Annotated in this window: 18 protein-coding genes; 8 read left to right on the top strand and 10 right to left on the bottom strand. The window is 66.9% G+C overall.

Annotated features, from left to right (window positions below):
- Nucleotides 1-28 precede the first annotated feature (28 nt).
- The 6 genes from DVB37_RS28505 to DVB37_RS27040 are packed head-to-tail and all read left to right on the top strand — an operon-like array spanning nucleotide 29 to nucleotide 4,684.
- The gene (locus tag DVB37_RS28505; RefSeq protein ID WP_162941293.1) at nucleotides 29-199 is read left to right on the top strand and encodes a hypothetical protein; all 171 of its coding nucleotides are present in this window, start codon (nucleotides 29-31) and stop codon (nucleotides 197-199) included.
- Entirely contained in the window at nucleotides 196-918 is a 723-nt protein-coding gene (locus tag DVB37_RS27060; RefSeq protein ID WP_046802985.1) for a metal ABC transporter ATP-binding protein, read from the top strand. The genes DVB37_RS28505 and DVB37_RS27060 overlap by 4 nt, the downstream gene beginning before the upstream one ends.
- Nucleotides 915-1,781, top strand: coding sequence for a metal ABC transporter permease (locus DVB37_RS27055; protein ID WP_046802986.1), 867 nt, complete (start codon nucleotides 915-917; stop codon nucleotides 1,779-1,781). Before DVB37_RS27060 ends, DVB37_RS27055 begins: the two co-directional genes overlap by 4 nt.
- A gap of 19 nt (nucleotides 1,782-1,800) precedes the next feature.
- Entirely contained in the window at nucleotides 1,801-2,793 is a 993-nt protein-coding gene (locus DVB37_RS27050; protein WP_120157254.1) for a metal ABC transporter substrate-binding protein, read from the top strand.
- Nucleotides 2,794-2,843: 50 nt separating this feature from the next.
- Nucleotides 2,844-3,437, top strand: a complete 594-nt coding sequence (locus tag DVB37_RS27045) for a DUF1007 family protein (protein ID WP_240434187.1) — start codon at nucleotides 2,844-2,846, stop codon at nucleotides 3,435-3,437.
- Nucleotides 3,428-4,684 carry a nickel/cobalt transporter gene (locus DVB37_RS27040; protein WP_162941292.1) on the top strand — a complete coding sequence of 419 codons (1,257 nt, stop codon included), beginning with the start codon at nucleotides 3,428-3,430 and terminating at the stop codon, nucleotides 4,682-4,684. Before DVB37_RS27045 ends, DVB37_RS27040 begins: the two co-directional genes overlap by 10 nt.
- A gap of 11 nt (nucleotides 4,685-4,695) precedes the next feature.
- Here the strand turns inward: DVB37_RS27040 and xerC are convergent, their stop codons facing one another.
- The 5 genes from xerC to DVB37_RS27015 form a co-directional block, all read right to left on the bottom strand.
- Nucleotides 4,696-5,631 carry a tyrosine recombinase XerC gene (gene xerC / locus DVB37_RS27035; RefSeq protein ID WP_120157667.1) on the bottom strand — a complete coding sequence of 312 codons (936 nt, stop codon included), beginning with the start codon at nucleotides 5,629-5,631 and terminating at the stop codon, nucleotides 4,696-4,698.
- A 199-nt stretch (nucleotides 5,632-5,830) separates the two neighbouring features.
- Nucleotides 5,831-6,508, bottom strand: coding sequence for a DUF484 family protein (locus DVB37_RS27030; RefSeq protein WP_046802990.1), 678 nt, complete (start codon nucleotides 6,506-6,508; stop codon nucleotides 5,831-5,833).
- 4 nt (nucleotides 6,509-6,512) lie between these two features.
- Entirely contained in the window at nucleotides 6,513-7,424 is a 912-nt protein-coding gene (gene dapF / locus DVB37_RS27025; RefSeq protein ID WP_120157251.1) for a diaminopimelate epimerase, read from the bottom strand.
- Between the two features lie 27 nt (nucleotides 7,425-7,451).
- A complete protein-coding gene (locus DVB37_RS27020; protein WP_120157250.1) occupies nucleotides 7,452-8,342 on the bottom strand; it encodes a lysophospholipid acyltransferase family protein in 891 nt (296 codons plus the stop codon).
- 39 nt (nucleotides 8,343-8,381) lie between these two features.
- Nucleotides 8,382-9,242 carry a lysophospholipid acyltransferase family protein gene (locus DVB37_RS27015; RefSeq protein ID WP_046802993.1) on the bottom strand — a complete coding sequence of 287 codons (861 nt, stop codon included), beginning with the start codon at nucleotides 9,240-9,242 and terminating at the stop codon, nucleotides 8,382-8,384.
- Nucleotides 9,243-9,517: 275 nt separating this feature from the next.
- Between DVB37_RS27015 and metK the strand changes: the two genes are divergently transcribed.
- A complete protein-coding gene (gene metK / locus DVB37_RS27010; RefSeq protein WP_046802994.1) occupies nucleotides 9,518-10,681 on the top strand; it encodes a methionine adenosyltransferase in 1,164 nt (387 codons plus the stop codon).
- A 269-nt stretch (nucleotides 10,682-10,950) separates the two neighbouring features.
- On the opposite strand, the gene DVB37_RS27005 is transcribed toward metK, so the two are convergent.
- Both DVB37_RS27005 and DVB37_RS27000 read right to left on the bottom strand, forming a co-directional pair.
- Nucleotides 10,951-12,381 carry an amidase gene (locus DVB37_RS27005; protein WP_120157249.1) on the bottom strand — a complete coding sequence of 477 codons (1,431 nt, stop codon included), beginning with the start codon at nucleotides 12,379-12,381 and terminating at the stop codon, nucleotides 10,951-10,953.
- Nucleotides 12,382-12,460: 79 nt separating this feature from the next.
- Nucleotides 12,461-13,789 carry an MFS transporter gene (locus tag DVB37_RS27000; protein ID WP_120157248.1) on the bottom strand — a complete coding sequence of 443 codons (1,329 nt, stop codon included), beginning with the start codon at nucleotides 13,787-13,789 and terminating at the stop codon, nucleotides 12,461-12,463.
- Nucleotides 13,790-13,871: 82 nt separating this feature from the next.
- Between DVB37_RS27000 and DVB37_RS26995 the strand changes: the two genes are divergently transcribed.
- On the top strand, nucleotides 13,872-14,885 hold the full coding sequence (locus DVB37_RS26995) for an Lrp/AsnC family transcriptional regulator (RefSeq protein ID WP_120157247.1): 1,014 nt from the start codon (nucleotides 13,872-13,874) through the stop codon (nucleotides 14,883-14,885).
- A 24-nt stretch (nucleotides 14,886-14,909) separates the two neighbouring features.
- On the opposite strand, the gene DVB37_RS26990 is transcribed toward DVB37_RS26995, so the two are convergent.
- From DVB37_RS26990 to DVB37_RS26980, 3 genes are read right to left on the bottom strand one after another with little or no spacing between them, the layout of a single operon-like run.
- A complete protein-coding gene (locus DVB37_RS26990; protein ID WP_104142582.1) occupies nucleotides 14,910-15,689 on the bottom strand; it encodes an SDR family oxidoreductase in 780 nt (259 codons plus the stop codon).
- Nucleotides 15,686-17,227 (bottom strand): class I adenylate-forming enzyme family protein, encoded by a 1,542-nt coding sequence (locus tag DVB37_RS26985; RefSeq protein WP_120157246.1) that lies wholly within the window; start codon nucleotides 17,225-17,227, stop codon nucleotides 15,686-15,688. Before DVB37_RS26985 ends, DVB37_RS26990 begins: the two co-directional genes overlap by 4 nt.
- A gap of 22 nt (nucleotides 17,228-17,249) precedes the next feature.
- Nucleotides 17,250-18,137 carry an ABC transporter permease gene (locus DVB37_RS26980; protein WP_120157245.1) on the bottom strand — a complete coding sequence of 296 codons (888 nt, stop codon included), beginning with the start codon at nucleotides 18,135-18,137 and terminating at the stop codon, nucleotides 17,250-17,252.

Here is an 18,137-nt window from a genome sequence, read left to right as displayed (position 1 = left end):
TTGTCCTTTGTGGTGTTTGCGCTTTCCCATGTCTCACTTCACGCTTCTGCCCGCACGGTCCGGCACCGCGCCGCGGCACGGCAACCCTCCTCGCTCTGCATTCCTGGTGTCGGCCTGGCGCCGCATGGCGGCCGCGTTGGTGGCTGCAACCTTGCTGTGGGTGTTGACGGGCTGGGCGCTGGATTGGTGGCCGCGATGAGCGTGGCGCCGGTCACGATCGAACTGTCCGAGGCGTCCTTCGGCTGGCACGGGCATCCCGCGCTGAAGGCCGTGTCGGGCCGCTTCGCCGCCGGCGGGATGACGGCGGTGGTCGGACCCAACGGCGCCGGCAAGTCGACGCTGATCAAGGGAATCATGGGGGTGCTGCGTCCCATGACGGGCAGCGTGCGCATCAGCGGGGCCGGGCGTTCCGAACTGGCGTGGTTGCCGCAGGCGGCTGAACTGGACCGGGCGTTTCCCGTGACGGTGCTGGACCTGGTGGCCATGGGCGCATGGCGCCGGGTCGGCGCCTGGCGACGCTTTCCCGCCGACGAGCTTGACCGCTGCATGCACGCGCTGGAAACCGTCGGTCTGGCCGATGCGGCCGGGCGCGGCGTGGACACTTTGTCGGGCGGGCAGATGCAGCGCACCTTGTTTGCGCGGATGCTGGTGCAGGATGCGCCCGTGCTGCTGCTGGACGAACCCTTCGCCGCTGTCGACAGCCATACCGCCGACGACCTGATGGCCCTGCTATGCGGGCTGCATGGCCAGGGCCGCACGGTTATCGCGGTGCTGCATGACCTGGATCTGGTGCGCGGCCACTTCCCGGAATCCTTGCTGCTGTCGGGCTCTGTGGTCTCGTGGGGCGACACCGCGACCGCGCTAAGCGACGCAAATCTGAAAATGGCGCGCCAGTGGCACGCGAGGGCCTACCAATGAGTCTGGCGCAATGGGTGCTTTCGCCCTTCATGGATTATGGATTCATGCGGCGCGCGCTGGCGGGGGCGTGTGCCTTGTCGCTGGGGGCCGCGCCTTTGGGCGTGTTCCTGGTGCTGCGGCGCATGAGCCTGATGGGCGACGCGATGTCGCACGCGATCCTGCCGGGGGTGGCGGCGGGCTTTCTGCTGTCCGGCTTGTCGCTGGGCGCCATGATGCTGGGCGGCATCGTCACCGGCCTGGCCGTCGCCTTGCTGGCGGGCCTGGTGGCGCGCCTGACTCCGCTGCGTGAAGACGCCAGCTTTGCCGCTTTCTATTTGATATCGCTGGGGCTGGGCGTACTGCTGGTGTCCCTGCGCGGCTCGAACATGGACTTGCTGCACGTGCTGTTCGGCACGGTGCTGGGGCTGGACGATGCCTCGCTGCTGCTGGTGACCATCACGGCCAGCGTGACCTTGCTGGTGCTGGCCGCCATCTACCGCCTGCTGGTGGCCGAATGCCTGGACCCCGGGTTCCTGCGCGCCAGTGGCGGCGGGGGTGGCTGGGTCCATATGGGGTTCCTGGTGCTGGTGGTGGTGAATCTGGTGGCGGGTTTCCAGGTGCTGGGCACCTTGATGGTCGTCGGCATCATGATGCTGCCCGCCGCCGCCGCCCGATTCTGGGTGCGCTCGGCTGCCCGGCAGATTCCGTTGGCGGCCGGCTTCGGCGTGCTGGCCTCCATCAGCGGTTTGCTCGTGTCCTACCACTTCAACGTACCCGCCTCGCCGTCGATCATCCTGGCGGCGGGCGCCTGTTATCTGCTTTCCATCGTTGGCGGCCCGCAAGGGGGGCTGCTGCGGGCACCGCGCCGCACGCGCCAAGCCTGAGTTCACAAGGAGATTCGCCATGCGTTCCATTCTGCCGTCGCGCCGCCGCGCCCTGTTGACTGTCGCGGGCCTGTGCCTGTCGGCTGTCCTTGGCGCAGCGCACGCCGCGGAACCGCTCAAGGCCGTGGCCAGCTTTTCCATCCTGGGCGACATTGTTCGCGAAGTGGGGGGCGACGATGTCAGCTTGACGACATTGGTGGGGCCTGACGGCGATGCGCACGAATATGAACCCACGCCGGGCGACGCAAAAAAGCTGTCCGCTGCGCAGGTGCTGTTTGTGAACGGGCTGGATTTCGAGACCTGGCTGCCGAAGTTGACGAAGGCGTCGGGCTTTGCCGGCAAGACGGTCGTGGCCTCACAGGGCGTCACGCCGCGCAAGTTCGCGCAGGTGGGCGGCGACCATAAGCACGCTGAACACGATCATGACCACGACCACGACCACGGCGATGGCGGTGGCGATGGCGATGGCCATCATCATCACGGCGACGCCGATCCGCATGCATGGCAAAGCCTGGCCAACGGCGTGATCTATGCGCGCAACGTGGCCGACGGCCTGGCCGCCGCCGACCCTGCCCATGCCGACGCCTATCGTCAGCGCGCGGCCGCCTATATCGCCCGCCTGCAAGCGCTGGACGCCTCGGCCAAGAAGACGTTTGCCGCCATTGCCGCCGACCGCCGCAAGGTGGTGACGTCGCATGACGCGTTCGGGTATTTTGGCGACGCCTACGGCGTGTCGTTCATCCCCGCGATGGGAGTGTCGACGGACGCCGAACCGTCGGCCGGCGAAGTGGCCCGCATCATCGAACAGGTCAAGCGCGACAAGGTGCCCGCGGTGTTCGTCGAGAACATCTCCAGCCCCAAACTTGTGCAGCAGATTGCACGGGAAACGGGCGCCAAGGTGGGTGGTACGCTTTATTCCGACGCCCTGTCCAAGCCCGGACAGCCCGGCGCGACCTATATGGAAATGTTTGAATGGAACGTACGTCAGCTTGCCGCGGCCTTGCAGCCCTGACCGCCGCGACGGCCATGCTGGTGGCCGGCTCCGCCAGCGCGCATCCGCACATGTGGATCGATGCGCGGGCGGTGGTCGACATCGACGCGCAGCAGCGCGTTACCGCCGTGCGCCAGGTATGGCTGTTTGACGAAATGTTCGGCGCTTACGCCACGCAGGGCATGGCCAAGGGCAAGGGCGGCGCCTTGCCCGCCGCCACCTTGAAGGGCATGGCCGACGACTGGATGAGGTCCTTGGGTGAACCTATCTCGCACTACTTCACTCGCGTCACGGTGGGCGGGCAGACCGCTACGTTCGCGGCGCCGCGCGATGCGCGTGTCGACTGGAACCCGAAGACGACGCGCCTGACGCTGTCGTTCACCTTGCCGCTGGCGAGCCCGATGCCCATCGGCCCCGAGGGCGCGCGAGTGGACATTTACGACCCTACCTATTTCGTCGCTTACGCCTTCGACGAGAAAGGCGCGGTGTCGCTGGCCGGCCCGCAGGCGTCGGCCTGCACATCCGACTATCGCAAGCCCAAGGAACTGGATTGGAAGACCATGCAGCAATTGGCCGCAATCCCGGCCGATCCGGAGGCACTGCCGGACGAACTTTTTGCCATCACCAAAGGGCTGACGCACCGCATCGAGGTGCAATGCCCCTAGCGTTGTCCCGTGGCGGCGCTGTGCTGGGGTTCGCGTTGCTGCTGCTGCTTGGCGGCATGAGCGCGGCGGCGGCGCAGGGCGCGCATCCTTTCGGCGTGCCGGAAAGTGGGGCGGGCATGGGCGGCCCCGGCTGGCTGGCCAATTTCTTCGGTCAGGTGTCTGTCTGGCAAAGCCATTTCTACCGTCAACTGACGGGCGCGGCGCGCGCCTGGCAGGCCGATGGCGGCGCGGCCTGGACGTTGATCGGCCTGTCGTTTGCCTACGGCGTGTTCCACGCGCTGGGCCCCGGCCACGGCAAAGCCGTGATTTCTTCCTACGTGCTGGCCAATCGGCAGACGGCGCGCAACGGCGCGCTGCTGGCGCTGGCGTCCGCATTGATCCAGGCGCTGGTGGCGATTGTGTTGGTCGCGGTGTTGGCGCTGGTGTTCAACGCCACCGCCGCCACGATGAACCAGGCGACGCGTTGGCTTGAGCTGGCGTCGTATGCGCTGGTGACGTTGTTGGGCGCGTGGCTGGTCTGGATCAAGGCGATTCGGCCGCTGCTGCCAGGCAGGCGCCAAGGGGCGGTGGCGGGGACGGTTCGGGCGACCACGTCCAAGCGCGCTGTGCCAATGGCGGGTGCCGGATTGACGACGGGTGCATCGCCGCCGAGGGGCGCTCCGCCGAGGGGCGCCCCGCCGGAGGGCGCCCCGCCAAAGGGCGCCTCGCCAAAGGGCGCTCCGCCAAAGGGCGCCTCGCCAAAGGGCGCCTCGCCAAAGGGCGCTGCGGCGTTGAATGCGATCCCGGTGTATGCGTCCGCCGCGTCCGTGACGGTGGGGTTGCCGCATCTCCACCAACATCACCATCACCATCATCATCACGACGACTGCGGTTGCGGACATGCGCATGTGCCCGCGCCTGAGCAGGTGGCGGGCAGCTTGAGCTGGCGTCGCGCCGCATCCGCCATTCTGGCCGTGGGACTGCGACCGTGCAGCGGTGCGTTGATCGTGCTGGTGTTCGCGTTGTCGCAAGGCTTTTTTATGGCCGGCGTGGCGTCGGCACTGGCCATGGGCGCCGGCACCGGTTTGACGGTGGCGGCGCTGGCCTGCCTGGCGGTAGCCGCCGGCGGCGCGGCCACGCGCGTCGGCCAGCGCTTGTCCAGCAAGGGCGCGGCGCGATTGCGCTACAGCGTAGAGGCACTGGCCGCGATGGCGGTGTTGTTGTTGGGTGTCATGCTGCTGGGCGGCATGTTGGCGGGCGGCGGGTAAGCCCCGGCCGTTCAGGATTTGCGGCCCGCGCGCGGATGCGCCTGGTCGTAGGCCTTGGCCAGATGCTGGAAATCCAGGCGCGTGTAGACCTGCGTGGTCGAGATATTGGCGTGGCCCAGCATTTCCTGCACGGCGCGCAGGTCTTGCGCCGATTGCAGCACATGGCTGGCGAAACTGTGGCGCAGCACGTGCGGATGCACATGCGTGGGCAGGCCCGCTGTTTGGGCGATCTGCGCCAGTTGCAGTTGCACGACGCGGGGAGAAATGCGCTTGCCGCGCGCGCCCAGGAACAAGGCGCAGGCGTCCTGAATAAGCGGGTGGGGCGGCGACAGCTGCTGGCGCACGGCAATCCATTTCTGCAAGGCGGCAATCGCTGCCTGCCCCACCGGCACCGAGCGGCGCTTGCCGCCTTTGCCCAGCACTTCGACCTCGGCTTCTTCCAGCTTCAACCAGCCGGCGGATTCGTAATCGGGGGTGCGCGTGTAGCGCAAGTCCAACCCAACCAGCTCTGACAAGCGCAGCCCGCTGGAATACAGCAGTTCAAGCATGGCTTGGTCGCGCAGCGCGACGGGCTCGTTGGCCACTTTGGCGGGCGCGCGGTCTAGCAGGGCTTGGGTTTGTTCTACGGACAAGGCTTTGGGCAGGCCACGCGGCGCTTTGGGCGCGCGTACCCCGGCCACGGGGTTCCCGGCCAGGTCGACGGCGGGGGCCCACCATTGGTAGAAGCCGCGCCAGGCGGCCAGCGTGCGCGCCAGGCTGCGTGGCCCGCGACCCTGGGCATGCAGGCGTGCGACAAATTGGCGGATGTGGCCGTTGGCGATCTTGTCCAGCGGCAGGCCGGCGCGGTCGGCCAGTTGGTGCAGAAAGTGCAGCTCACGCTGATAGCCGCTCAGCGTGTGCACGGAATAGCGGCGGTTGGTTTCCAGATGGCGTAGCCACGCGCGCATCGGTTCGGGCAGCGCCTGGTCGCCGGCGTCGGGCTGCGAGGGGCCGGCGGTTGCCCTTGCTCCGTCGGGCGAAGGCACGGTGCCGACGGTGGACCGTTTGCTGTCGGACGCGGGGGCAGCATCGACGCCGTCCTGCGCACTGCCGGGCGGGGGCGCGTTGTGCGAGTTCTGGTCCATGTCCGCCCGCCGTCGCGTTGCGCTAGGCCTTGGGCGAGGCCGGGTTCAAGCGATGCAGCGCGGCCGATGCCAGTTGGCCGACGGATTCCAGAAACGCCGTGCCCATCTCGGGCGTAAAGCGTTCCGGGTCGTCGGAGCCCAGCACCAACAGGCCCACGGCCGGGCCGTCGGCTTCCAGGCGCAAGGGCACCAGGGCCAGCGACTTGGGCTTGCTGTCCAGCCAGCCCACCGCTTCGAAATCGGTGTCGGTGCCGCAGTACGGCGTCTTCAGGCTGTCGGTGAACGTGCGCACATCTTGCGAGACGGGCTCGCCATAACCGGTGGGCGCCAACTCGGACAAATCCCACAGGCGCAGCGCCACGTGGTTCAGGTCGAATTGTTCGGCCAGGCCCAGCGCGATTTCGCCGGGCACGCGCTGCGCGTCATTTTCAGACAGCAGGCGGCTGCACCACTTGGCCACATGCGTGCCGATGCTTTCGTTGGCGGTGGCGTTGCGCACCAGTTCGTTCAAGCGCCATTCCAGTTCGCGGTTGCGTTCGCGCAGGGTCAGGATCTGGCGTTCGCCCAGCGAGATGGCGCGAGAGCCATGCGGGTGCGGCACCTGCATGGTGGCGAACACGTCGGCGTGTTCGTCAAAGAAGCCGGGGTGGTCTTGCAGGAAGGCGGCGATGTCTTGGGCGGTGAAAGCGGTATCAGTCATAGGGTCAGCGGTTCAGCGCCATGGAGAAGACGAGCTTGTCGATGTCGACCTGCCCCGTGAACACGGATTCGGCCGGGCCGGTCATGCGCAGTTGGTCGCCATTCCAGGCAACGGTCAGTACGCCGCCGCGCGTTTGCACGCGCACCGGCGATTCCAGCAGGCCACGGCGGATGCCGGCTGCCACGGCGGCGCAGGCGCCCGTGCCGCAGGCCAGCGTTTCGCCCGCGCCGCGCTCGAAAACGCGCAGGCGGACGTTGTGGCGGTCCATGACTTGCAGGAAGCCCGCATTCACGCGGCGGGCAAAGCGCGGGTGGGTTTCGATCAGCGGGCCTTGAACGGAAACGGGCGCGGTGTCCACGTTATCCACCACCTGAACCGCGTGCGGGTTCGAGATGGCCACGGCCGACAGCCACACTTTGTTTGGCACGCCAGCGGGGGCGTCCAGTTCAAGTTCCCAGAGGGTGTCTTCGCCTTCGCGCGTTGAAGGCAGGCCGGCGGTGTCGAATGGCAGGGCCTCGGGTTCGAACCGGGTGCTGCCCATATCTACCGTGACTTGTTCGTCGTCGCCTTCGTCCAGCACCAGGATGCCGGTGGCGATTTCCGCGCGCAGCGGATTACGGTCGGACAGCCCTTGTTCGTGCACAAAGCGCACAAAACAGCGCGCGCCGTTGCCGCAGTGTTCGACTTCGCTGCCGTCGGAATTGAAAATGCGATAGCGGAAATCCGCGTCGGGGCGGGTGGCCCGTTCGACCAGCAGGATCTGGTCGGCTCCGATGCCGAAGTGCCGATCGCCCAGCGCTCGGGCACGCTCGGGCGTCATTTCGATGGTCTGGCGGACCCCGTCGAGCACGACAAAGTCGTTGCCCGCGCCATGCATTTTGGTGAAGTTCCAGTTCATCGGGCGATTATCGCCCATTATTCGGGCGCGGACAGCCGGCCGAGATCAATAGAGCTTGGCTTCGCCGGGCGGACGGGTCTTGAAGCGGCGGTGGACCCAGTAGTACTGGCTGGGGCAGCGGCGCACCCAGGTTTCCAGCTCGCGGTTCAGCCGGGCGGTGGCCTCTTCCAGGGACGCGTCGCCGGGAAAGTCCGCCAGGGCGGGCAGCACGTCCACATGGTATCGGCCGGTGTCGGGGTTCCAGAAGCCCACGATGGGCAGCACCGCCGCGTTCCATTTCTGGGCCAGTTGCGCGGTGGCCAGCAGCGTGGCGGCCTGCACGCCGAAGAACGGCACGAACACCGACCCTTGGCGGCCGAAATCCATGTCGGGCAGGTAGTAGACCGGACGCGGGGCGCGCAGGTGGCGGATCAGGTCGCGCACGCCGTCCTTGCGGCTGACCAGGAAAACCTCGTTGAAGCGCGCGCGTCCGGCGGCCACGACCGCGTCGATGTGCGGATCGCTTTGCGGGGTGTACATGGTGGCAGCGCTGGGCACTTCCATGGTCAGGCGGGTGGCGGCGGCATCCAGCGCGATGAAGTGCGGCGCCAGCAATATCACCGAACGGCCTTGGGCGATCAGTTCGTTGATGCGCTCGGCCCCGCTTTGCGTGACCATGTCCTTGATGGCTTCGGGCGTGCCGTACCACAGCACGCCGCGATCAACGATGGATTGCGCCAGCGCCCGGAAGTGTTCCGCCACCCATTGCTCGCGCACCGACTCGGGCTGGTCGGGAAAGCACAATTCCAGATTGCGCCGCACGATGCGCGCCCGGGATTTAGCCAGCCGTGGCGCCAGCCAACCCAGCACGGCGCCGATGCGCAAGCGCGTCGACGGCTGGATGCGGCCGAACCATTTCAACAGGGAAACCAGCGTACGCGTCTTTGAATCTTTCATCGTGTCGGGAGTGGACCGGGCGGCGGAAACCAGAAAACGTCAGCGAGCCGACGGGGCGGCGTCGGGCGCCGGGGGCGCGCCGCGCGGGGTCTTGTAGCGGTTGTAGCTCCAGAGGTACTGCTGGGGGCAGCGCCGGATCAGGGTTTCCATCGCGGCGTTGATCAGCGCGGCCTGCGCCGTGGCATCGGCCGGCAGCGGCTCGGGCACGCGCACATAGTGGATGCGCCAGCCTCGGCCGTGGGGCAGGCGTTCGCCCGCCGTCAGGATGATGGGGACGTTGGTCTGCGTGGCCAGTTTGCTGGGCAGCGTCATTGTGTAGGCCAGGCGCCCGAAGAACGGCGCCCACACCCCATCGCCCACGCTGGGCGCCTGGTCAGGCAGCATGCCCACCGATTCACCGCGCCGCAGCGCCCGCACGAATTCCCGCACGCCCTGCATGGTGGCCGGCACGGCATTGACGGCGGAACTGTTGCGCGCGGTCTCCAGCAGCGGGGCCAGCACGTCTTTGCGCGGCGGGCGGAACATCACCGTCATGGGCATCTGGCGGGCCAGATAGCGGGCGGTGATTTCGAAGCAGCCCAGGTGCGGGGTCAGGAACAGGATGCCGCGCCCCTCGGCGCGCGCCGTGTCCACCACGGCGTTGTCGTCGGAAACCACCTGCGCCAGGCTTTGTTCGTTCTTGAACCACACGCGGGGGTTCTCAAGAATCATGGCGCCGGTTTCGGCGGCGGCACGGCGCGCGAAGGCCGCGCCGGGGTAGCCGGCCTGGGCGGCATTGGCCTGAAGGCGGCGCCGATACTTGCCGGGCCAGGCGTACACGGCCAGCCCCGCGGCGCGCCCAAGGGCGTGCGCAACCGGTAGCGGCAAGGCGGCAAAGAGTCGGAACAGGGCGAGCAGCATTCAGCAAATAGGAAAGGTCGGGCAGGGTTATGCCGGTATTCGGGAATATGTTTACACCCCCGCCGCGAGCATAAGAACGGCATTTTCGCTTAAAATCCGCTCAGTCGCCGAGTTAACCGACAACTTGCGGGGCGACGGCAAGGGTGCAGCGCATGGCGCGCCCTTTGCCAAATCCGCTAAAGCGTCGCGCCCAGATAGCGTATTTCATGCGGTCCGGGGTGCAACGCGCCTCATGAACCTATACGCCGGCAACGCCGGACACCAAGGACGCATCTGTGGCCAATAACGATTTTCTCTTCACTTCCGAATCCGTCTCCGAAGGGCATCCCGACAAGGTTGCCGACCAGATTTCCGATTCGATCCTGGACGCCATCTTCACGCAAGACCCGAACGCGCGTGTCGCAGCCGAAACGCTGTGCAACACCGGCCTGGTCGTGCTGGCCGGTGAAATCACCACCACCGCCAACGTGGATTACATCCAGGTCGCCCGGGACACCATCCGCCGCATCGGCTACGACAACACCGAATACGGTATCGACTACAAGGGTTGCGCCGTGCTGGTTGCTTACGACAAGCAATCGCCGGACATCGCCCAGGGCGTGGACCGCAGCTCGGAAGACTATCTGAACCAGGGCGCGGGCGACCAGGGCCTGATGTTCGGCTATGCCTGCGACGAAACGCCCGACCTGATGCCGGCCCCGATCTGGTACGCGCACCGCCTGGTGCAGCGCCAGAGCGAACTGCGCAAGGACGGCCGCCTGCCGTGGCTGCGCCCGGACGCCAAGTCGCAGGTCACGTTCCGCTATATCGACGGCCGCCCGGCTGAAGTCGATACCGTGGTGCTGTCGACCCAGCACGCGCCGGAAGTCACGCAAGAAACCATCCGCGAAGCGGTGATTGAAGACATCATCAAGCCGAGCTTCCCCGAAGGCCTGATCACGCCGCAAACCAAGTTCCTGGTCAACCCGACCGGCCGCTTCGTCATCGGCGGCCCGCAAGGCGATTGCGGCCTGACCGGCCGCAAGATCATCGTCGACACCTACGGCGGCGCATGCCCGCACGGTGGTGGCGCGTTCTCGGGCAAGGATCCGTCCAAGGTCGACCGTTCGGCCGCCTACGCCGCGCGGTACGTGGCCAAGAACATCGTGGCCGCCGGCCTGGCGCGCCAGTGCCAGGTGCAGGTCAGCTACGCCATCGGCGTGGCCGAACCGATCAACATCACCGTCTACACCGAAGGCACGGGCGTCATCCCCGACGACCAGATCGCCAAGCTGGTGCGCGAACACTTCGACTTGCGTCCCAAGGGCATCGTCAACATGCTGGATCTGCTGCGCCCGATCTACGCGAAGACCGCCGCGTACGGCCACTTCGGCCGTTCCGAGCCGGAATTCTCGTGGGAGGCCACGGACAAGGTCCAGGAACTGAAGAAGGCGCTGTAAGCGACGGCAGTCGGGGCGGTTTCTGTCGGTCGGCTCCAGTCTGCGGACTTCTATTGCGGGCCTGTTAGCTGCCGCCTCCTTTTACCTTCGTTCAGCCAGCCGGCTTTCAACGCCCGGTCCTGAACAAAAAATGCCCCCGCCGGACTCCGGCGGGGGCATTTTTTTGCGTTGCTGCGTTGCTGCGTTGCTGCGTTGCTGCGTTGCTGCGTTGCTGCGTTGCTGCGTTGCTGCGTTGCTGCGTCGCGACGTTACGCGCGCGCCCCGTGATCCTACAGCCCCCACGCCGACAGGTCCGGCGTGCGCCGGGTCGGCGACAGCACCGGCTCCAGCACCGCCGCGCAGTCCAGCAAGGCGGCATCGCCACCGGCGGGGGCCAGCAACTGCACGGCCATCGGCATGCCTTCAGGGTCCGCACCCGCCGGCAGCGCGATGGCTGCCGCGCCCAGGAAGTTGGCGGGGCGCAGCAGCTTGCCCAAGCCCACGTGGCGTACGTCTTCGGCGTCCAGCGCTTGCGCCGCCTGATCGCACGCGGGCATCAACAGCCCGTCCAGCCCCTGCATGGCGGCGGCGAAGGCGGCCATGTCGGCCTGGCGCCGGGTCAGCGCGGCTTCGTAGTCCGCCCGCGCAATGCGGCCGCCCGCCGCGATGCGTGCCCGCACCACGTCCCACAACGGCGCGGCGGGGTTTTCGGCCAGCGCGCCGTAATAGGCATAGGCCTCGTACGCCAGCACCAGCGAGTTGTCATCGGCCATGCGCGCAAAGGACAGCGACGCGGGCGGATGCCAGGCGGTGGGCGCAATGCCCGCTTGCGCCAGTCGCTCTTGGGCCCGATGCCACGCATCCAGGCCGGCGTCCGACAGCGGCGTGGGCCACGCTTGCGGGGTCAGCACGGCAACGGCGGCGGGCCGGCGTGGCGCGGGGTGGCGCAGCGCGGTCACGCAGGACGCGGGCAACGCCAAGGTGGCGGCATCGTCCACGTCCGGCCCGGCCAGCAATTGCGTCAACAGGCGCGCGTCCGCCACGTTGCGGGCCAGCGGCCCCAACACGTCCAGTGTGTCCGACAGCGGCAGGCAGCCCGCGCGGCTGATCAGGCCCGAAGACGGCTTGAAGCCCACCACGCCGTTCAGCGCAGCTGGCGCGCGCACCGAACCGCCGGTGTCCCCGCCCAGCGCAATGGCCGTCAGCCCCGCCGCCATGGCCACGCCCGCGCCGCTGGACGAACCGCCCGGCGCGCGCGCAACCTTCGCGTCCCACGGGTTGCGCGCCGTGCCTTGGGTGGGGTTCTGCCCCGACAGCCCGAACGCGAATTCCGTCATGCGTGTCTTGCCCAGAATCACCATGCCCTCGGCTGCCAGCTTGCGCACCGCGGTCGACGTGTCGCCGCTGATCACGCCGCGCCGCGCTTCGGATCCGCCCGTGGTCGGTATGCCCTGCCACTGCACGCTGTCTTTGACGGCCACCGGTACGCCATGCAAGGGCCCCAGCAGCAGGCCGGCGTCCCGCAGGCGGTCGGCGGCGTCGGCCTGCGCCAACGCGCGTTCGGCGGTGACTTCGCTAAACGCGGCCAGCGGGGCGGCGCGTTCGATGCGGTCCAGGAAATGCGTGGTGACCTGGCGGGCGCTCAGCTCGCCTTCACGGATGGCGCGCGCCAGCTCGCGGGCGTCTCGAAAATGCAGGTCGGTGTGGTCTTGTGCGGGCATGGGTCTCTTTCAAAAAGGAAAAGCTCTCCGGTCCTGTCCGGACCGGAAAGCCATTGCGTTTGCAGGGCGCGCGTTGCGGCTATTTCAGCGTCTGGCCCTTTGTTTCAGGCATGCGGATGAAGGTGATCAACGTGATCACGGCGCCGGCCAGCACGTAATAGAAGAACCAGCGTTCCATGCCACGGCTTTGCAACCAAGTCAGCAGGTAAGGCGTGGTGCCGCCCAGCAGCGCCACCACCAGGTTGTACGGCGTGCCGATACCGACGGCGCGCACGCTGGTGGGAAATTGTTCCGACATGATGGCAGGCGCAATCGCCGTGTACATGGCGTACAGCACCAGGCCGAACAGTTCCACCGCCAGGATCGAGCCAAACGACGGGCCCAGGGTGGTCATCAGCGGGTAGAAGAACACCAGGTAGCCGGCCGCAAAGAAGATCAGCTGCGGCTTGCGGCCGATGCGGTCGGACAAAATGCCGAACAGCGGCTGCACCAGCATGAACACGATCAAGGCCACGGTATTGGCGGCGAACGCGGTCTTGGGGTCCGCGCCAACCTGGCGGATGGCATACGTGGGCACATAGGCCACGAAGATGTAGAACGCAAACGTGGTCAGCACCGAGAAACCCACGATGCGCAGCACTTCACGCGGATGGTCGCGCAGCAGCGTGCGCAGCGGCTGCTTTTCGATGCCGGTCTTCTTGGCGTGCGAAAACGCTTCCGTTTCCGGTACCGAACGGCGGATCCACATGCCGGCCAGCCCACCGAAGGCGCCGATCAGGAACGGAATGCGCCAGCCCCACGAGGCCATGTCGGCCTTGGTCAGCGTGGACGTCAGGATCCAACCCACGGCGGACGCGGCCAGGATGCCCACGGCGGCGCTGAAAAACACAAAGCTGGAATAGAAACCGCGCTTTTCCGGCGGCGCCATTTCAGCCAGAAAGGTCGTGGCCGAGGCATACTCTCCGCCCAGCGACAAACCTTGCAAGAGGCGCGCGGCGGTCAGCAACAGCGGGGCAGCCAGGCCGATGGTGGCGTAGGTGGGGGTGATGGCGATGATGAGCGAACCGCCCGCCATCATCAAAATCGTCAGGCCCAGCGCGGCTTTGCGGCCGTAGCGGTCGGAAAAGATGCCCAGCACCCAGCCGCCCACCGGTCGCATGAAAAACCCCACCGCGAAGATGCCGAAGGTGGCAAGCAGCGCGGTGGTTTCATTGCCTTCTGGAAAGAACTGGCCCGAAAAAAAGATGGCGAACGACGCGTAGATGGTCCAATCGAACCATTCGACCGCATTGCCTACACTACCGGCCAGGATGGTGCGTGACCGGGATATGGGCGCGGCGGCAAGCGCGGCGGCGGGCGCGGCGCTTACCCCTTGCTTGCTGCGCAAGGTTGCGGATGGGCTGCTCATGACGTCCTCAACATAAGAATTTATTTTTGGTCAAAAAGACCGTTTAATTTTGTGTTTTTATCAATGCGCGAACGTTAGATTAATGAATATAGTCACGTCAAGTAAGGGTAAGCCCCTAATGCCGGCGCTGGACGACACCGATCTGGCCTGCCTGATCGCGTTGCAGGCAGACCCCCGCGCGTCCTGGCGCGAGCTGGGCGCGGCCACCGGCATCGCCGAACGTACCGTGGCGCGTCGCATCCGCCGCTTGATGGACGCCGACGCGCTGCGCGTCATTGCCGAACCTGACCCGTTGGTCATGGGGCAGGGCGTGGTGTTGCACGCGTGGGTGCGCTGCCGGTCCGGCCGCGTGCCTGAGGTGGCCGAACAGTTGGCGAGGCTGGACATCAGCCAGCTGGTCGTCACGCTGGCCGGCACCGCCGACCTGATGGCCGAACTGACCCTGGGCGATGCGGCCGACATGCCCGACGTGGTCACCCGCGTGCTGCCGTCGATCGACGGCGTCGAACATGTGGAAGCGCGGCTGGTGCTGCGCCCATTTCGTCGTGCCGGGCAGTGGCGCATCCAGGCGCAACCGGACGCCGTGCCGGACGCGCCGCAGGCCCAGCCGCCCGCCGCGTTAAGCGATGCAGAGTCGCGCATGGTGGCCCATCTGATGCGCGACGGCCGCGCCAGCCTGGCCGAACTGGCCGAGCAGGCCGGCGTCAGCGAACCCACCGCGCAGCGCCTGCTTTCCCACCTGGTCGAACGCCGGGCACTGAGCTTTCGCGTTGAGGTGGAGCCCGCGTTGGTGGGCTTTCCGGTTGAGGCGGTGATCTCGGTGCAGGTGCGGCCGCAAGCCGTCGACGCCATGGCGGCGCATCTGGCGCTGGACCCGCACACCCGCTGCCTGTTCGGCACCAGCGGGGCGTCGCAGTTGTTCTGGCACGTGCTGTGCCGCGACAGCCTGCATCTGTGGGAAGTGACCACACGCCGCCTGGGCGAACTGGACGGCGTGCTAAACAGCGAAGTCGGCGTGGTGATGCGGGCGCACAAGCGTTGCGGCATCGTGCGCGCGGGGGCGCGCCTGGCCAGCAACGGCGACGGCGGGGATTGATGCCGCGCGTCGCGCTCGCCAGATTTACAGCCGCTGCCCGCCGGTGGCGTCGATGCGTTGGCCAGTGATCCAGCGCCCTTGATCCGACGCCAGGAAAGCAACGATGTCGGCGATATCCTCGGGTTGACCCACGCGGCCCAGCGCTACGCTCTTGGCGATGACTCGGCTAAGCTCCGGGTCGCGTGCACGTGGGTTCAAGTCCGTGCTGGTGGCGCCGGGCAAAACGGCGTTCACCGTAATGCCGCGCTCGCCTAACTGCTGGGCCAGCAGCAGGCTCAACGCTTCAAGCCCCGCCTTGGCAGGCGCATAGACGCTCATTTCCGGGTAGGCAGCCCGCGTGCCCATCGACGAAATATTGATGATGCGGCCGTTGTCGCGCAGGAACGGCAGGGTCTGCTGGATCAAAAAAAAGGGCGACTTCAGATTCACTTGCAGCACGCGGTCGAAGTCTTGCGGCGCAACATCTGCAAGCAGCGCGCGCAGCCCCACGCCCGCATTGTTCACCAGAATGTCCAGCCCATCCACGCCATTGCGTTCCAGCAAAGTGCGGCGCAGATCGCGCGCCAGCGTGGTGGCCCCGTCCGCCTGGGAAAGATCGGCTTGCAGCGTCCACGCGTGGCCGCCTTCGCGCTGGATCAGGCCGGCGACTTCAATCGCAGCGTCGCCCGCGGCGTTGTAGTGGACGGCAACATGCGCGCCGCGCTTGCCCAGCGCCAACGCAATGGCGCGGCCAATGCCACGGCTGGCGCCCGTGACCAACGCTGTCTTGCCGACAAGACTGTCCGGGGTTTGGTTCTGGCTCATGCGGCCTCCGTTTCGTAGCTTGTCCATGCCTGATGCGCTTCCAGCTGGCGCGCCTGCAACAGCAAGGCGTTGCGATCCACCTTGTTGGTGCCGGCCCACGGCAATTCGCTGACGAATCGGATGCGGCGCGGGTGTTGATAGGCGGGCCCATTGGCCAGGGCATGTTGCTTCAGGCCGTCGGCATCCAACGCGCTGCCGTCGCGGCGCACGACAAAGGCGACCGGGATCTGGCCGCGTTCTTCGTCGGCCAGCGGCACCACGCAGCTTTGGCGCACATCGGGATGCAACTCAAGCAGCTTTTCCACTTCAACGGGATAGATGTTCTCGCCGCCGCATACGAACATGTCGTCCGCGCGCCCGACAAAATAATAGAAGCCGTCCGCGTCGCGGCGCATGACGTCGCCGCTGTAATACCAACCGTCTTGCAGCACCTGCGCACTTTTTTCAGGCAGGTTGTGATAGCCGGACAACACCGCCGGATTGCTCATCAGCAGCACGCCCTCATCGGCGCTCGGGCCGTCCGCCAACCGCACTTGCGAAGGGTCCAGGGGGTGCCCCACCGATAGCGGCGGCGTGGGCAAGCCGGCGGGATGCGGGCCGAACACGGCGGGTCCGGCTTCCGTGGTGCCGTAGCCGTGCGTGATGGTGGCCTGCGGCAACGCTTCTTGTATGCGCTGATAAAGCGCAACGGTCATGGGAGCGGATCCCAGCATGACGCGCCCCAACGCCGACAAGTCGCGGTCACGCAGCAAGCCGGGCTCTTTGACCAGCCGTGCGAACATCGTCGGCACGGCCGTCAGCACGGTGATGCGATAGCGTTCCAGCGCGTCGGCATAGGCGCTGACGTCGAACGCGGGCTGGATCACCAGCAGGCTGTTGCTGGCGAACGCGCGCTTGGCCATGAAGAGCCCATTCATGTGAAACAGGGGTTGTGCCAGAAGATAGCGCTCTTGACGCTCGCGTCGGGGCGCGGCGCCCGAGGTGGCGGCAAGCGCCCATAACTGCCCCGCGTGCGTCAGCGGCACGCCCTTGGGCTTGCCGGTGGAACCGGACGTGTAAAGCATCTGCGCGACGTCTTCGGAAGCGGGCGTCACGCTGGCAAAGTGCGCGGGCTGAATCTGCGCGGCAAAGCCCTCTGGCCCCGGGTCGTCGAAGTCCAGTACGGGCACGGTGTTCTCGAACGATGCGCGGCGTGCGGTATCGACGAACGCCAGCGCGATGTCCGCGTCACGGATGACGTAATCGATGTTCTCTTGCGTCTGCTTGATGTTGATCGGCACGGCCACGAAGCCGGCGCGCATGATGCCGAAATACGCAATCAGATATTCGGCGCGGTTCAACGCCGCGATGGCAATGCGCGAACCCGCCGGCAGCCCGCGTGCCGTCAGCCATGCGGCCACGCCGCCGGCGCGTTCGCGTATCTGCCCGTGCGAGTAATGGACGGGGGCATCGGAGGTGCGCAGGTCTACGATGGCGGGCAGATCGGCGGGCACGCTTGGGTCCGTCAGGTCGCCCAGGTTGTTCAGGGTATGCGTCATGAAAATGTTCCGGCGGTGGGGGCTACTGCTTATGCAGCTTGGGGTTGAGCGCGTCGTTCAGGCCGTCGCCAACCAGGTTCAGCGACAGCACGGCAAGCATGATGGCCACGCCCGGCACGGCGCAGATGTACCAGGAAGATCGGATCAGGCTGCGGCCTTCGCCGACCAGCCGGCCCCAGCTTGCAATGTTGGGATCGCCCAGCCCCAGGAACGACACGACGGATTCATACAGAATGGCGCCCGCCACAACCAGCGAAGACATGACGATGACGGGGGGCAGCGCGTTGGGCAGGATCTCGCCGGCCACGATGCGCAACGGGTTCATGCCGACCGCGCGGCACGCCTGCACGAATTCCCGCTCTTTGAATGACAGGAATTCGGCGCGCGTCAGCCGGGCAATGGGCGGCCAGGACACCAGCCCGACCGCCAGCGTGATGGCTTCGATATGCGGTCCCAGAATCGATACCACCGTCAGCACGAAAACCACGTTCGGAACGATCTGGAACAGCTCGGTGACGCGCATCAGGGCTTCGTCGACCCAGCCGCCGAACCAGGCGGCCGCCGCGCCGATGCTCACGCCGATCAGCGTGGCGGCGGCGGCCGCGACCAGACCGATCAACAGCGTGGCGCGCGCGCCGTGCGCGATCAGGGCGGCAATGTCGCGTCCCATCGAATCCGTGCCCAGGGGGTAACGCCAGGATTCAAAAGGCCAGATCTCGGGCACAGCCACAATACGCAGCGGATTGGTCGGATACAGCCAGCCCGCGCCGGCCGCCAGCAGCGCCACCAGCAGCAAGACGATCGCGCCGGCCACCGCGCCGCGATTGCGCATGAATCGGGCCGCGAACGATGCGGGCGGGGGCGCAAGCCGGGTAGCGGGCACGGCGGAAAATGCAGGGGATGTGCACAT

This window comes from Achromobacter sp. B7, from assembly GCF_003600685.1.
Classification (GTDB): Bacteria; Pseudomonadota; Gammaproteobacteria; order Burkholderiales; family Burkholderiaceae_B; genus Achromobacter; species Achromobacter spanius_B.
The sequence above is the reverse complement of the archived record's forward strand: the minus strand, read 5'-3'. Positions and strand labels throughout refer to the sequence as shown.

What these genes read in the sequence shown, in the direction of transcription:
- DVB37_RS28505 (WP_162941293.1), top strand. Translation starts at nt 29, where the DNA reads ATGTCTCACTTCACGCTTCTGCCCGCACGGTCCGGCACCGCGCCGCGG.
- DVB37_RS27060 (WP_046802985.1), top strand. Translation starts at nt 196, where the DNA reads ATGAGCGTGGCGCCGGTCACGATCGAACTGTCCGAGGCGTCCTTCGGC.
- DVB37_RS27055 (WP_046802986.1), top strand. Translation starts at nt 915, where the DNA reads ATGAGTCTGGCGCAATGGGTGCTTTCGCCCTTCATGGATTATGGATTC.
- DVB37_RS27050 (WP_120157254.1), top strand. Translation starts at nt 1,801, where the DNA reads ATGCGTTCCATTCTGCCGTCGCGCCGCCGCGCCCTGTTGACTGTCGCG.
- DVB37_RS27045 (WP_240434187.1), top strand. Translation starts at nt 2,844, where the DNA reads ATGTGGATCGATGCGCGGGCGGTGGTCGACATCGACGCGCAGCAGCGC.
- DVB37_RS27040 (WP_162941292.1), top strand. Translation starts at nt 3,428, where the DNA reads ATGCCCCTAGCGTTGTCCCGTGGCGGCGCTGTGCTGGGGTTCGCGTTG.
- xerC (WP_120157667.1), bottom strand. Translation starts at nt 5,631, where the DNA reads ATGCGCGCGTGGCTACGCCATCTGGAAACCAACCGCCGCTATTCCGTG.
- DVB37_RS27030 (WP_046802990.1), bottom strand. Translation starts at nt 6,508, where the DNA reads ATGACTGATACCGCTTTCACCGCCCAAGACATCGCCGCCTTCCTGCAA.
- dapF (WP_120157251.1), bottom strand. Translation starts at nt 7,424, where the DNA reads ATGGGCGATAATCGCCCGATGAACTGGAACTTCACCAAAATGCATGGC.
- DVB37_RS27020 (WP_120157250.1), bottom strand. Translation starts at nt 8,342, where the DNA reads ATGAAAGATTCAAAGACGCGTACGCTGGTTTCCCTGTTGAAATGGTTC.
- DVB37_RS27015 (WP_046802993.1), bottom strand. Translation starts at nt 9,242, where the DNA reads ATGCTGCTCGCCCTGTTCCGACTCTTTGCCGCCTTGCCGCTACCGGTT.
- DVB37_RS27005 (WP_120157249.1), bottom strand. Translation starts at nt 12,381, where the DNA reads ATGCCCGCACAAGACCACACCGACCTGCATTTTCGAGACGCCCGCGAG.
- DVB37_RS27000 (WP_120157248.1), bottom strand. Translation starts at nt 13,789, where the DNA reads ATGAGCAGCCCATCCGCAACCTTGCGCAGCAAGCAAGGGGTAAGCGCC.
- DVB37_RS26995 (WP_120157247.1), top strand. Translation starts at nt 13,872, where the DNA reads ATGAATATAGTCACGTCAAGTAAGGGTAAGCCCCTAATGCCGGCGCTG.
- DVB37_RS26990 (WP_104142582.1), bottom strand. Translation starts at nt 15,689, where the DNA reads ATGAGCCAGAACCAAACCCCGGACAGTCTTGTCGGCAAGACAGCGTTG.
- DVB37_RS26985 (WP_120157246.1), bottom strand. Translation starts at nt 17,227, where the DNA reads ATGACGCATACCCTGAACAACCTGGGCGACCTGACGGACCCAAGCGTG.
- DVB37_RS26980 (WP_120157245.1), bottom strand. Translation starts at nt 18,137, where the DNA reads ATGTGCACATCCCCTGCATTTTCCGCCGTGCCCGCTACCCGGCTTGCG.